This is a genomic window from Vibrio sp. 2-1-2a, assembly GCF_032648565.1.
Lineage (GTDB): Bacteria > Pseudomonadota > Gammaproteobacteria > Enterobacterales > Vibrionaceae > Vibrio > Vibrio diabolicus.
Map to the genome: position 1 here is coordinate 344800 of NZ_WBOH01000005.1, position 13661 is coordinate 358460.

The window sequence follows — 13661 nt, forward strand, 5'->3', positions numbered from 1 at the left end:
ATTCAGGAGATGATAGATAAGTGATTGGCTTTTAAGGTTTATTTTTTGGGTGAGGCTAAGTTGAATTCGCTTCGCTCTTTTGTCTGTAAAAATGCTATTCAGCAGTTAATCATTATGGAACGAAACCATGGTATTGGTGAATGTCACTGAATTGAAGAAAATTATCAGCAATATGTTATAATCCGGCTCCGTTGTGACGAAAACGTTTGTTGCAGCTTGAGAGTTTCCTTGGATTCGGTTCGTTTACACACCATGAGCCAGAGTTAAAAAACTACGACAGGAACAAGCAAACCCAATTGTTTTGAACGCGATCTCGGCGTTTAGAGGTTACAACGGGAAGGAACTTTGTTTGATAGTAATTGACACATTCTGTTTAAGTAAGGGAGCCCAATGTGGTTCAGAAAGTGTCACCCAGAATTTACTCACAACACTATACCCCAAGCAGTAACGCACAGGTATTGCGAGGGGGCATTTGAAGGAGCTATATCGGCTCCTTTCACATTTAAGGGCTGGCTAACAGCGGAAAACTGACACATCGCTAAAGGAGCGTCCCTTAAACTAGCCTAAGGCGCATCTACACCAACTTTTGAGTATTTTCGAAACAGTAAAGCGAGAACATTTGCTATTGAATGAAGGTTAAATTAACACTCGATCATTACGGAGGATGAAGAGAACAATAATAAGAGGCGATATGAATCATTTAATATCTGTAGGTGCACTGGAGTCCTTCTTGGTCGCAATCAGTGTGCTTTTCCTGGGGCATTTTATTAATGCTAAGCTACCGATTTTAAAGAAGTTCAACATACCTGAGCCGATTGTAGGTGGCCTTATTGTGGCCTGCATGATTACTGCTCTTCATTTCAACGGCATCGACTTGGAGTTCGATTTGCCGTTACAAAATACGTTTATGTTAATGTTTTTTGCGACGGTTGGTTTGGCCGCAAATTACACTCAGTTGATGAAAGGAGGTGCGAAGGTTTTTATCTTCTTAGCTGTCGCATCGTTTTACATCATCATACAAAACGGCGTTGGCGTTTCACTCGCGGCGGCGCTCGGTTTAGATCCTTTGATGGGGTTAATTGCTGGCTCGATTACTCTGTCTGGTGGCCATGGTACAGGTGCTGCGTGGTCACAAACCTTCCAAGACGTGTATGGATTGGATAACGTTTTGGAAATAGCGATGGCATCAGCCACTTTTGGTTTGATCATCGGCGGTATCATTGGTAGCCCAGTGGCACAGCGCCTCGTAGAAAAAAACAGCATTGAATCGGAGTATGGTCGTGGTGGTCGAGATGCCAAAACTCACGAAAAATTCCCTGAGTTGGTGACCTACAACGAATACGAAGAAGATAAAGTAACGGCGAAAAAAGTGGTGGAGAAACTCTTCTTCCTACTGATCTGTGTTACGGGGGCGAAGTATGTTGAGCAATGGGTTAGCACGTATGAAATCTCATGGTTGATGATTCCAGACTTTGTATATGCGCTGTTCATTGGTGTGATCATCACGAACTTCTTAGAGGTGACCAAGCTTCGTAAGTTAGATGCAGAAACCGTCGATATGCTCGGTACCGTTTCTTTGTCATTGTTCTTGGCGATGGCATTAATGAGCTTGAAGTTATGGAATATCTTTGACTTAGCGATTCCATTCTTGGTCATTTTGGCTGTGCAGTCTGTGGTCTTAGCTATCTTCACTTACTACGTTACGTTCAAAGTGATGGGACGCAACTATGACGCTGCGGTTATTGCGGGTGGTCACTGTGGTTTTGGCTTGGGGGCAACCCCAACAGCCGTGATGAACATGGGCTCTATCGTTAACCGATTTGGCCCGTCGCCGCAGGCATTTATGGTGGTGCCAATTGTGGGGGCTTTCTTTATCGACATCGTTAACTTAATCATTTTACAAGGTTACATTTCATTCCTTGGTTAAATTTAAGTTCATGATCTCCTGAGGTCGAAATAAAAACGGTCACAACACAGGTTGTGACCGTTTTTTTATGGCTCGATTTTGGCCGTTTATCGAACGACGGATTATTGAATGGTTCGGCTGAACTTGAGACTAGCTGTCCAACCAAGAACGCCGACGAAAGCGTAAATGCCAACGTTTAACCAACCCGCTTGAGGAATTGCATTAAATGGGCTTGGTGCAACAATGGCGTGCAGTGGAAGGTAAAGCACTTCGGAGAAGAACTGATCTAGGCCGTAATAGCCAAATAGTGCGATTGGCATCCAGCGCAGCGCATAAATGGCGATAAACAAAATGACCAGTGGTGAGTTCACTTTCTGAGAAATAGCCATTGCGGTTAATGCCAGCGGTAACAGTAGAATACCGGCGAACAACATTCTGATTAAAAACTCTCCCCAATGCAGCAGCACGTAACCTAACGAGGCTTGGCGGTACAATAAAGCCAATTGGTGATCGGTAGAGATGTTCAGCAACCACAACATCAAATCTGCTGCGAGCACAAGCGCCGAGCAAACGAGCGGAATCACCAATAAGCCAAACCCTAGCTTCACTAAGTGAGTTTTTATGTCGCTGACCGGCATACTACGCCAAAACATAATACTGCCCTCCGCGCGTTCTTTGCGCAGTGTTCTCGGGAAGTATTGAACGGCTAATAAGATAGACAGCAGTCCCGCCCCGCCGGTAATCAACATGTTTACATCGTCACCAAGCTCTTTGTGAATGTCACTAACATCACCACCAAAGCTCATTTGAAAAAACATATTGTGTTGTAGAGTGTCGTTACTCATTAAACTGACAAAGAGGATAAGTCCACATGCCAACACAAATAGTGGAATACGTAAAACAAGAGGGTTTTCTAACCACTCTTTTTGCAACATCGCGACAACTGAACGCATTACGCTGCCTCCTTCTGCAATGCTAAAAATAGATCCGCTAACTTCACCCCATGGATGGTCCCCATTGTTTCTGCTTGTTGGGCATACTGGGCAGTGAGTAACCATTTCGTTGAACCGAGCCCTTTTTGTGACGACAGTGGGTTCATCGCTTCAATTTGTGTGCGGTATTCGTCGCTGGCCTCAAGGATAAAGTAGTCTTCACTGATACTGTCCATCGAGGTTTGTAGTACAGGGCGGCCATGCTTGAGAATCAGCACATCAGTCAGTAAGTGCTCAATCTCTGATACTTCATGACTGGCGATGATCAACACGCGCTCGCCGTCGTGAAACCATTCCAATAAGTGACGATAAAACGTATCACGATACACGAGATCTAACCCGAGTGTCGGCTCATCCAATATGAGGATTTGGGTGTTAGTCGCGATTACAATCGCGAGGTGCAATTGCACCTTCATCCCTTTGGATAAAGATTTGATGCGCGCACGAGGTTTGATGTCCGTTTGACGAAGCAGCGTATCTGCTTGAGCGCGGTTGAACCCTGGATGCACGCCTTCGGTATAGTTAAGCAGTTGAGCGACAGTCATCCAATCTGGCAGAACGTTCACATCCGAGATGTAGGACAAGCTCTGCATTATTTTGTCGCGTTGCATAATGGGTTCAAATCCGTTGATACGAACAGTGCCTTGATATTCATGTGCGCCGAGTAGGGCATTAATAAGCGTTGATTTACCTGCGCCATTATGGCCGAGTAAGCCAAGTACTTGTCCTGCATGTAGGTCGAAACTCACTTCATGCAGTGCTTCTCCTTGTTGCTGATATTGCTTGGAGACGTTGTTTACACTGACTAATGCGCTCATTGGTCACCTTTCAAGTGTGGTTTTAGTTGTTGAATGAATTCGTCGAGTGACATATCCAGACGCTGTATTGTGTCGGCTATCTGCGGAATTTGTTGTTGAAGAAAACGTGCCTTCTCGTCTGCAAGCAATTTGAGTTTTGCCCCTGAAGCGACAAACATACCTTGACCGCGTTTTTTCTCCACTAATCCCTCATCAACAAGCAATTGATAGCCTTTCATGACGGTGAGGTGGTTAATTTTCATATCCGCAGAGATGCTACGAACAGAGGGCAGAGCATCGCCTTCTTGCCAGATACCTTGCAGTATTTGTTGAGTGATCTGGTCAGCCAACTGTCGAAAAATCGGTTGGCGATCATGCCAATTGGTCATGAGTGAATCTCTTGGCTGAAATGGTGTTATATATAGGTATAACACCTGGTGTGCCGGAGAGAAAGTAATAATTTAAAATAAAGCGTATGTACCAGCCTTCGCTTTTCCTAAATATCTACCTATGTGATAGCTAATTTGAATACTTTGTTATGAGCATAAATTAAACACTTCTCATAAGTTGAGAAGTGTTATTTTTCTAATCCAATCAAGGCATTTACCACCAGCTTGGTATTGGTATTCTCATCTAATGATAATCAGTGAGATTTTGGGCGCATCCATTTCTTACTTGATGAGAATTGATGGCAAATACACCCTAGAAAACAAAAGGTTCGAGAGGCAATCTGATTGACTTAGGCACCTATCTCACGTTGGGCGCTTGCTCAATGAATGAGAAAGAGGAGAGTAAAGAGGTCTCATGAATCAGGTAATATCTATCGGCCCACAAGAGTCGTTTCTCGTCGCAATTTGCGTGTTATTTTTAGGGCAGTTCATTAACACCAAATTACCAACCTTAAAGAAATTCAATATCCCAGAGCCCATTGTTGGTGGTCTAGTTGTGGCTTGCGTGATCACGACGATGCACTTAAATGGTGTGGATGTATCATTTGATTTGCCACTGCAAAACACCTTTATGCTGATGTTTTTTGCGACGGTTGGCTTAGCCGCGAATTACACCCAACTGATTAAAGGCGGTGCGAAGGTTTTCATCTTCCTTGTTGTGGCATCGGTCTACATTCTTATCCAAAATGCGGTCGGCGTATCCTTAGCAACCGCATTGGGGTTAGATCCACTCATGGGGTTGATCGCCGGCTCTATTACGCTTTCTGGCGGACATGGAACTGGTGCGGCGTGGTCGCAAACTTTTCAAGAAATGTATGGTTTGCACAATGTCCTAGAAGTGGCGATGGCTTCTGCTACGTTTGGCTTGGTCATGGGCGGGATTATTGGCAGCCCTGTCGCGCAAAAGTTACTCAACAAGCACAACTTAGAATCGGAATACGGACGCACCAACCAAAGCCATCAGAGTTTCCCTGAATTGGTGACCTATAACGAACATGAAGAAGATCGTGTCACGGCGAAAAGAGTTGTAGAAAGCTTATCCATTATTTTGCTTTGCGTGACAGGCGCGAGCTATCTGGAGAGTTGGGTGAGCAGTTTTGGCATCAAGTGGTTGATGATCCCAGATTTTGTTTATGCGCTGTTTATTGGTGTTGTCATCACCAACATCATGGAAGTGACCAAGGTGCGCAAGGTTGATTTAGAAACCGTTGATATTCTTGGTACGGTTTCGCTATCGCTGTTCCTTGCCATGGCTCTGATGAGCTTGAAATTGTGGAATATCTTTGATCTTGCGATCCCATTCCTTATTATTCTTGCTATTCAGTCTGCCGTACTCGCGGTGTTCACTTATTACGTAACATTCCGCATGATGGGCAGTAATTACGATGCCGCGGTGATCGCCAGTGGACACTGTGGTTTCGGTTTAGGTGCCACACCGACTGCGGTCATGAATATGGGCTCTATCGTGAGTCGTTATGGTCCATCACCACAAGCATTTATGGTAGTACCAATTGTCGGTGCATTCTTCATCGACATTGTGAACTTAGTGATTTTGCAAGGCTGTATTGCTTTTATTAAATAGCCCCCGCTTCTTTCAACTTAACATAACAAAGCCAGTCCCTTGAGATTGGCTTTGTTATTTGTAAAACGAAATCTTGTTTCTCTGACTTCAAGCCGTGAAATCAATACGTTACTATGATGACATAGTGTTCAGTTTTACAGCAGCATGAGGTACCCACATGTCTGAAAAAATATCGACGTCGGCATTAGCGAAAATGCGTAAGGTTGAAGCCAAGCTGTTGTTTGCCGATCTCAAACGTGCTGGCTACATTGTTCGCCAAGACGAAAAATGGATTCTGACGGAAGAAGGCGCCAAGTTTGGCGGCGAGTATGTGGATCACCCTAAATTTGGCCAGTTCATCGTCTGGCCGACCAATTTACATATTGAGCTGACTTCCAGCTCAGGGAAAACATTAAGCGCCACGCAGCTGGGTGAAAAGCTGAAACTGAATGCGAAGCGCATGAACCAACTGTTGAGTGAGTTGGGGTGGATCGCCAAATCTGAAGAAGGTTGGAGTGTCACTGAAGCTGGTATACGCGCTGGTGGCCAGCAAAGAACCGATAAAGAGACACAAAATACCTTTGTCGTATGGCACGATGTGGTGCTGCGTAATAAGCGTCTTAAGCAGTCTGTCATTGAATTTCTAGGGCAAGATGCGGAGTCACACTCCACGGATAAATCTTACTCAAGCTTTCGCCAAAAGTTTGAAGCCAAACACCGAACATTAGATGGGCATTACGTGCGCTCTAAGGGGGAGTTGCTCATCGACAACTGGCTGTACTTGGCTGGTGTGGTGCACGCTTATGAACGTCAGCTGCCGATTGACCAAGATGTCACCAGTGATTTTTATTTGCCAGGCGGTAAAGTCTATTTACAGTTTTGGGGAAGTGATACTGGGGAGATGGCTGAGGCTGACCGTGAGACCATTCGTACTGTTTATGAGCAGCATCATTTTAACCTTATCGAAGTCGAACCGAGTGAACTAGACAAGTTAGATGAAGTGCTGCCTAAGCGTCTTCGTCAGTTTGGTATTAAAGCTTATTAACGACTTAAGCCCGCTGTTCAGATAAGAAAAAACCCGTGATCAATCACGGGTTTCGTATTTTTAGCGTGCATCTAGGCTGTCATCCTATGGATTAAAAACCTTTGATGTTTTCCGCTTCTAGCTCCGAGAAGTACTTCACAGTCTTCACTTTCAGTTCTTGTTGAGCTGGCTCGTCACATACGATCACTGCTTTAGGGTGAAGTTGAAGTGCAGAAACCGTCCATAGGTGGTTTACACAACCTTCTACTGCTGCTTCAAGTGCTTGAGCTTTGTTATGACCTGTTACCAGAATCATCACTTCTTCTGCGTCTAGCAGTGTACCCACACCGATAGTCAGTGCGTATTTAGGCACTTGGTTGATATCGCCGTCAAAGAAGCGAGAGTTCGCAATGCGAGTGTCTTCAGTCAGTGTTTTGATGCGAGTACGAGAAGATAGAGATGACGCTGGCTCGTTGAACGCGATGTGACCGTCGTTACCCACGCCGCCCATGAACAGGTTGATCTTGCCGTAAGACTTAATTTTGTCTTCGTAACGCTTACATTCTGCGTCGTGATCGTCAGTGTTACCGTTCAGTAGGTTGATGTTTTCTTCTTGGATATCAATGTGATTAAAGAAGTTGTTGTACATGAACGAGCGGTAAGACTCTGGGTGATCTGCAGGGATGCCAATGTACTCATCCATGTTGAAAGTCACGACGTTTTTGAAGCTCACTTCGCCGGCTTGGTAAAGCTCGATTAGGGCTTTGTAGGTTGCTAGAGGAGTGCCACCAGTTGGTAGACCCAGAACGAATGGACGCTCAGCAGTAGGTTTAAAGTCGTTGATACGCTTAGCGATATGCGCAGCTGCCCACTTACCTACTTGTGCTGCTCGAGTTAACGGGATAAGTCTCATTTTGTGCCCCTAGTTATTGGAATTTACGATGTACCGAAACATTAATTCGCATTATAAAATAAGTAATGACGAACTGCTATTGTTTTAGGTCAAAATTTTGCTTTTTCTTTAACCAGTGTTGATTTTATCGACTGTTTTTATATCTAAATGCTTTTATAAGCCGATTTTTTACAAAGAAATTGCATTATGAAACTGACGAATTGATAGATAAAATTTATGATCTAAATTAAGTTCTGTCTTCGCACTTAACCTTGTTTTTTAACAACCTACAGAGTGTGAAACCGCACACGAACTTCAAATATTATGGGATGGACATGGCACGACGCTCATTCCTTAACCATAATTGAAATGTGTAAACCAGTGAGGAATTCGGTATGAAAAATGAGTTAGATCCGAGCAAAGTACTACAGGCTTACGAATGTGTGATGAACAACGGTACACCAACCGAATTTGGCAAAATGTATGAAGGTGTAGAAGCGTTTTCCGATTACGACGGGTACAACGTTTTCTTACGAGGGAATGGTGTTGAGCTAAAGGTTGGCTTCCACAATACCTATCAATTGGAGTACGACCAAGAGCACTTGAAAGAGAGCTTTTTGAAAAAGATCGCGATGCTTGCCAAGTAGACTAGCACTAAATACTAAAAAAGCCCTTGGGAGAACGCGCCCTTGGGCTTTAGGAGAAGAAATGAGCTTGTTTTGCTCGCTCAGTCAAACCAAACGAGCTTTCGCCTATTACCTACTGCTAGAAAAAGGCGAGAATTAGTTTATTTGGTTATTAATCGTCTTCGACCAAACTCTCTTCAATGTAATCTTCTGTCGCGTCAGGCTTATTACGACCATTTAGCGTGTGGAAGCGCTTGCGACCACGAGCAAGTTGGGTGTACTTTAGCCACGTACGCTCAAGTTTTGTTTTTGCTTTGCCTGGGTTTTCTAGCACCTTGATGAAGTGTTTCTCTTCGCTATTTTCAGGTGTTAATTCGCCTGACTCTAAGCCAAGCATAGTATCCCCATAAATTGTTAGGATTTCCTCTTCCGAGAGAGTAAAATCGCCAGACTTTGCAAAGCCGCGTGGGAATTTTACGTTGTCGTAAAAACGTTTTTTGCCATGACGGAATTCAGTGTCAGACATGTCAACAGCCTCTGTAACCGTTATTGATGAATGTAGTGAACTACGGCGAAAATTAGGCGTAAAGCTAACAAAAGAAAAACAAAACTTTTTTGTCGTCATGATTTTAATTAGTTGTTAATCTGGTTTTATATTAACCAGGAGATGGTTTATGGATGTAAAAGTCTTTCGAACATTTTTAGAGCTGGCAAGGGTTCGTCACTTCGGACGCGCCGCTGAGAATCTTTATATTACCCAAGCTGCAGTGAGCGCACGTATCAAACAATTGGAAAGTTACTTCGATACGCAATTGTTTATTCGTGATCGAAATAACATAAAGTTGACCTCTGCAGGTGAGCGCTTAATCAGTTATGCAGAGGTGATGGTCACCACACTGCAACAAGCGAAGCTAGAGTTATCGCTTGAAGATGGCAAAGCGCTGCAATTAACGTTAGGCGGTACGCCAAATATTTGGGACGCCTACTTGCAGAACTGTTTAAGTGTCGTCACAGATTCATTTGGTGGTTATGGTTTTATGGCAGAAGTGATGGGGCGGGAAATGCTCAGTCGAAGCTTGCTAGAGCGCACGTTAGATATGGCATTTGCGTTCGACCAAATCAAAGCTGATGAGCTTAACTGCAAAAAAGTGGCTGATGTTGTTCTCGTTCTGGTATCGACTGAGAAAGACTCTTTAGACACCGTTTTTGAAAACAAATACGTGTATGTGGATTGGGGAACGCGCTTCTCATCAGAACATTCTGAACGTCACCCTAAGATCCCGGCTCCGTATCTGCGCACGTCAACAGCGCGTATAGCATTGGACTTTATTTTAGAGAAGGGCGGTGCCGCGTACTTACCCATCTCTCTGGTAGAGCCCTTTATCGCCAATGGACAGCTTCACAAGGTGTCTGGAGTAGAAGATTGGTGTCGCCCTATCTATTTGAGCTATCGTAAAGCTAGCTCGTCTGTAGACGCGATTAAGCAAGTGGAAGAAATTGTCAAAGAGATCGATCCACTGACCGCTTACAGTTTTCAGCAAATTGGTTCTGGCACTTCCGACGAATAGCTTTGAGTGAAAAGTCAGAGAAATTAAAAAGCCGCCTTGAGAAATTAAGGCGGCTTTGTTTTTATCTCGATGAATCGATAGTTATGGTAAGTCAAACAACAGGGCTGTTGTGCTCTCGTTCGATGTATTGCGTAAAACAACCTTACTTTGTTGTTCGATCTTCGCGCCGTCGCCCGCCGTCAAGGTGGTATTGTCTATGCTAAGGCTCCCCGTTACTTGGTGAACGAATAAGTTTCTACCCGATTCTATCTCAAAGTTAAGTTCGCTATTTGGTTCAAGAATTAACTGATGTAATGTGGCATCTTGCTTAATAAGTAGCGTACCGTTTTCTCCTGTTGGAGTCGCGATAGTTGTTAATCCAGGCGTGCGACCAAAGTCTTTTTGCTGATAACCTGGTTTGGTTCCAAATGTATTTGGCTGAATCCAAATTTGTAGAAAGCGCAGCGTGTCGCGGTTCGACGCATTGTACTCACTGTGGTAAATCCCTTTCCCTGCCGACATGAGTTGGAATTCCCCAGCAGGTAATGTTTTCACGTTACCTTCGCTGTCTTTGTGTGCGATAACACCTTCCAGCACATAGCTGATGATCTCCATATCACGATGGCCATGTGTATCAAAACCTGCGCCAGGTTGGACTACATCGTCATTGATGACTCTCAATTCAGAAAAGCCCATATGTTGTGGATCGTAATAGCTACCGAAAGAAAACGTATGTTTGCTATCAAGCCAGCCAAAGTTTGCTCGACCTCGGTCTGCTGCATGTCTTACCGTAATCATAGAGCCTCCTTAAGAGAGCTTTTTGTTTAAGAAGTTATCTAATGCTGCTTTACCTGCGCCAGAAAACGCCAGTGAAACACTTGCTGCCAGTAAAGCTAAGCCAAACTCGTAACCGTTGTTTGCCATGAACAAACCGTTTTCAAAGTGGACGGAGAATATCGCTACCACCATCGTGAACGCTAAAGCAACGGCTGCTGGGCGAGTTAGTAGGCCAAGCAAGATGAACAAGCCGCCAAAGAACTCTGCGCTGCCAGCAAGGAATGCCATTAGCACGCCAGGACCTAAACCGATGGATGCCATCCACTGACCTGTACCTTCTAACCCATAGCCACCAAACCAACCAAACAGTTTTTGTGCGCCGTGCGCCATAAAGATAATGCCGATTGGAATGCGAAGTGATAGTGCGCTGTAACCTGCGTTTGAAGTGGTGATTTTCTGTAATAGTGCTTTCATGATTCTGTCCTCTGACTCTTTTCAATGAGTGGGAAGCGTGTGCTCCCGTGCTGTTGAGAACAGTTTAGGTGGCGGTGAGAATAAAAATAACGGGAGTATTTTGATAAACTCGTTCTAAAAAATTGAATAATGGATTTTTGTTATTTTTAATCAGTTGCTTGAGTGTTTTTTATGAGTTTTTTTATGCCAGTTTTGTCGTGTTTTAAATCAGGTTCCATCATTATTTTCGATAAACATTTTTGCTGTTAAACAAAAAAAAAGAGCACAGGTTGCTGTGCTCTATTGCTTTCGCTATTAACAAGGGAGAAAGGTGTGTTAAAGAAAACCGTCAGAGGTTCATTAAGCTCTCTAGTGACTCCTCTACATTGTTGTAGTGATAGGTTCGAATATTACGCCCATCCGTGGCATTAATTTGAATTTCTGAGATCTCGTTATCTGAGTCTCGTTCGATAATTCCAATTGAATGATCTACGGATTTACTGGTAATAACCTTTTGGTTTCTTAGTACAATTACGCAAGTGTGTAAGTCCATGCCAATTCCCTTTAGCCGACGTTGTTGTGATGTTCTGAATCTAACTTTAGTGTACAAAAGCGCTAATGCCAATAAATCTCAATATTGAGTTCCGAAAATGGCTAATTGTAGACGCTTAAGCAAGCTACAATAACATTATATTGAACGATGCCTATGAACAATAAATGACAAAAGGCATGAGCAAGGAAAGCACTATGTTTATTCACCCCCATACCTCACTGACTTTCGAGCAGTGTCATAAGGCGCGAGTCGCGCGAGACAGCCGCTTTGATGGGCGATTTTATGTGGCTGTGAAAACAACGGGGATCTTTTGTCGCCCAATTTGTCCGGCTAATTTACCTAAAGAAGAAAATGTAGAGTACTTCACCGATAAAGCGCAAGCTCTCCAAGCGGGGTACCGTCCTTGTTTGCGCTGTCGACCTGATAGCGCGCCGGGTTCCTGGGCATGGAAAGGCGTAGAAACGACCTTTCAACGAGCGATTTCGTTAATTGATCGAGGGGAGTTGCATCACCACTCGGTGTCTGAGCTAGCAGGGCGTGTTGGGATTTCGGATCGCTACTTACGTATGTTGTTTGAGCAGTATCTAGGCATGTCACCCAAGCAGTATGCGCAATATCAACAATTAATGTTCGCCAAACAGTTACTTCATTCCAGTTCTATGTCGGTCACGGAAGTAGGCTTCGCCGCCGGTTTTAATAGTACACGCCGCTTTAACGATGCTTTCCAAAAGTTTCTCAAACTGACGCCTTCTCAAGTCCGTCGCAAAGAGTTTGACGGTATGGGTAGCAATCGAATTGCCTTGCCTTATCGAGGTGAATTGAATTGGCAGCACATGTTGGACTTCTACCGTTTACGAGCGATTGAGGGGGTTGAGCTGGTGAGTGATGAGAGTTATCAGCGCAACGTTTGTCTGGATACCAGTAAAGCGTGGTTTAAAGCAACCAAAGGTGAAGGGTACCTAGAGCTAGCGTTTGAAATTGAAGACGTAACGAAGCTGCAAAACTTGGTGTCTGACATTCGTCGTATGTTCGATCTTGACGCCGATATTTGTACTGTTGAGCAGCATTTGGATTATGTTGCACCGGGGCTTGTGTCGAGTAAAGGTATTCGGATTCCTGGTGTATGGAATGCATGGGAGGCTGGAGTTCGAGCGATTTTAGGCCAACAAGTGTCGGTCAAAGCGGCGATTGGTCAACTTAACTTATTGGTGGCCACACTTAGTGGAGAGTCAGAAAAACGCTTTTTCCCGACACCAGATGCGATAGCGAATACCGACGTGAGCTTTTTGCGCATGCCGCAGAGCCGTAAAGAGACGCTAGTGCGCTTCGCCCAGTTCATGCAGGACAACTCAGAAGCCGACCCCCAGCAGTGGCTAGCCTTGAAAGGCATTGGACCTTGGACAGTTAGTTATGCTCAACTGCGAGGGCAATCTCAACCCGATTGCTTTTTAGATAAAGACTTAGTGGTGAAAAAGGCGATGCAGCGTTACCCATCACTGAATACGCACACTGCGGCCCCTTGGGGAAGCTACGCAACGTTTCACTTATGGAATCAATCATGAAAACATTTTATACCGAAATGCCGAGCCTATTAGGAACGGTGACCATCCAATCTAACGCTGAGGGCTTGCTTGGCATTTGGTTTGAAACATGCACCACTAAGCCGAGTGAACTGGGAGCACGAGACGATCAAAACCCAGTTTTGCGCCAAGCTGTTACCCAGTTGAATGAATATTTTTCTGGCCTACGTAAGGAATTTGAGCTGCCTTTGGCGGCTACAGGCACGGATTTTCAAAATCAAGTTTGGCAGGCACTAACGACCATTCCATACGGTGAGACGTGGAGCTATCAAGATCTCGCCAACGCGATTGGCAACCCTAAAGCTGTGCGCGCTGTTGGGTTGGCAAACGGCAAAAATCCTATTTCTATCGTGGTACCTTGTCATCGCGTTATTGGCAAAAGCGGTAAATTGACAGGGTATGCTGGTGGAGTAGAGCGCAAGCAACGTTTACTTGCGTTGGAGCAAGGTACACCGCTTTAAGTGAGGCGATTCTCATATTGTGATTAAGCGTGCTGCACAGGGG

General features: G+C 44.5%; 15 protein-coding genes. 7 read left to right on the plus strand and 8 right to left on the minus strand.

Annotation, left to right across the window (positions count from 1 at the left end; genetic code table 11):
* The first annotated feature begins 691 nt into the window (after positions 1-691).
* On the plus strand, positions 692-1927 hold the full coding sequence (gltS, locus tag F7Y48_RS15910) for a sodium/glutamate symporter (RefSeq protein ID WP_006740921.1): 1236 nt from the start codon (positions 692-694) through the stop codon (positions 1925-1927).
* 101 nt (positions 1928-2028) lie between these two features.
* Here the strand turns inward: gltS (F7Y48_RS15910) and F7Y48_RS15915 are convergent, their stop codons facing one another.
* The 3 genes from F7Y48_RS15915 to F7Y48_RS15925 are packed head-to-tail and all read right to left on the minus strand — an operon-like array spanning position 2029 to position 4084.
* Complete coding sequence (locus tag F7Y48_RS15915) at positions 2029-2859, minus strand: hypothetical protein (RefSeq protein ID WP_114322669.1); 831 nt, start codon at positions 2857-2859, stop codon at positions 2029-2031.
* Positions 2859-3716, minus strand: coding sequence for an ABC transporter ATP-binding protein (locus F7Y48_RS15920; RefSeq protein WP_281189666.1), 858 nt, complete (start codon positions 3714-3716; stop codon positions 2859-2861). Before F7Y48_RS15920 ends, F7Y48_RS15915 begins: the two co-directional genes overlap by 1 nt.
* The gene (locus F7Y48_RS15925) at positions 3713-4084 is read right to left on the minus strand and encodes a GntR family transcriptional regulator (RefSeq protein ID WP_005392046.1); all 372 of its coding nucleotides are present in this window, start codon (positions 4082-4084) and stop codon (positions 3713-3715) included. The genes F7Y48_RS15920 and F7Y48_RS15925 overlap by 4 nt, the downstream gene beginning before the upstream one ends.
* A gap of 415 nt (positions 4085-4499) precedes the next feature.
* On the opposite strand from F7Y48_RS15925, the gene gltS (F7Y48_RS15930) reads away from it, so the two are divergent.
* The gene (gltS, locus tag F7Y48_RS15930) at positions 4500-5726 is read left to right on the plus strand and encodes a sodium/glutamate symporter (protein WP_006740924.1); all 1227 of its coding nucleotides are present in this window, start codon (positions 4500-4502) and stop codon (positions 5724-5726) included.
* Between the two features lie 157 nt (positions 5727-5883).
* The gene (locus F7Y48_RS15935; protein ID WP_139059720.1) at positions 5884-6750 is read left to right on the plus strand and encodes a glycerol kinase; all 867 of its coding nucleotides are present in this window, start codon (positions 5884-5886) and stop codon (positions 6748-6750) included.
* A gap of 91 nt (positions 6751-6841) precedes the next feature.
* On the opposite strand, the gene nagB is transcribed toward F7Y48_RS15935, so the two are convergent.
* Positions 6842-7642: a glucosamine-6-phosphate deaminase gene (nagB, locus tag F7Y48_RS15940; protein ID WP_006740926.1), complete on the minus strand. Its 801-nt coding sequence runs from the start codon at positions 7640-7642 to the stop codon at positions 6842-6844.
* 374 nt (positions 7643-8016) lie between these two features.
* On the opposite strand from nagB, the gene F7Y48_RS15945 reads away from it, so the two are divergent.
* Complete coding sequence (locus F7Y48_RS15945) at positions 8017-8268, plus strand: DUF3081 domain-containing protein (protein WP_005392042.1); 252 nt, start codon at positions 8017-8019, stop codon at positions 8266-8268.
* Positions 8269-8419: 151 nt separating this feature from the next.
* Here the strand turns inward: F7Y48_RS15945 and F7Y48_RS15950 are convergent, their stop codons facing one another.
* Positions 8420-8773 carry a DUF413 domain-containing protein gene (locus F7Y48_RS15950; protein ID WP_005392041.1) on the minus strand — a complete coding sequence of 118 codons (354 nt, stop codon included), beginning with the start codon at positions 8771-8773 and terminating at the stop codon, positions 8420-8422.
* 148 nt (positions 8774-8921) lie between these two features.
* Here F7Y48_RS15950 and F7Y48_RS15955 point away from each other — a divergent pair, with 148 nt between their 5' ends.
* Positions 8922-9815 carry a LysR family transcriptional regulator gene (locus tag F7Y48_RS15955; RefSeq protein WP_005374436.1) on the plus strand — a complete coding sequence of 298 codons (894 nt, stop codon included), beginning with the start codon at positions 8922-8924 and terminating at the stop codon, positions 9813-9815.
* Between the two features lie 81 nt (positions 9816-9896).
* Here the strand turns inward: F7Y48_RS15955 and F7Y48_RS15960 are convergent, their stop codons facing one another.
* From F7Y48_RS15960 to F7Y48_RS15970, 3 genes are all read right to left on the minus strand, one after another.
* Positions 9897-10592 carry a pirin family protein gene (locus F7Y48_RS15960; protein ID WP_005392038.1) on the minus strand — a complete coding sequence of 232 codons (696 nt, stop codon included), beginning with the start codon at positions 10590-10592 and terminating at the stop codon, positions 9897-9899.
* 9 nt (positions 10593-10601) lie between these two features.
* The gene (locus F7Y48_RS15965) at positions 10602-11045 is read right to left on the minus strand and encodes a DoxX family protein (protein ID WP_006740929.1); all 444 of its coding nucleotides are present in this window, start codon (positions 11043-11045) and stop codon (positions 10602-10604) included.
* Positions 11046-11373: 328 nt separating this feature from the next.
* Positions 11374-11577, minus strand: a complete 204-nt coding sequence (locus F7Y48_RS15970) for a hypothetical protein (protein WP_017633816.1) — start codon at positions 11575-11577, stop codon at positions 11374-11376.
* A 194-nt stretch (positions 11578-11771) separates the two neighbouring features.
* On the opposite strand from F7Y48_RS15970, the gene F7Y48_RS15975 reads away from it, so the two are divergent.
* On the plus strand, positions 11772-13139 hold the full coding sequence (locus tag F7Y48_RS15975; RefSeq protein WP_316685024.1) for an AlkA N-terminal domain-containing protein: 1368 nt from the start codon (positions 11772-11774) through the stop codon (positions 13137-13139).
* Complete coding sequence (locus F7Y48_RS15980; RefSeq protein WP_316685025.1) at positions 13136-13618, plus strand: methylated-DNA--[protein]-cysteine S-methyltransferase; 483 nt, start codon at positions 13136-13138, stop codon at positions 13616-13618. The genes F7Y48_RS15975 and F7Y48_RS15980 overlap by 4 nt, the downstream gene beginning before the upstream one ends.
* Positions 13619-13661 lie beyond the last annotated feature (43 nt).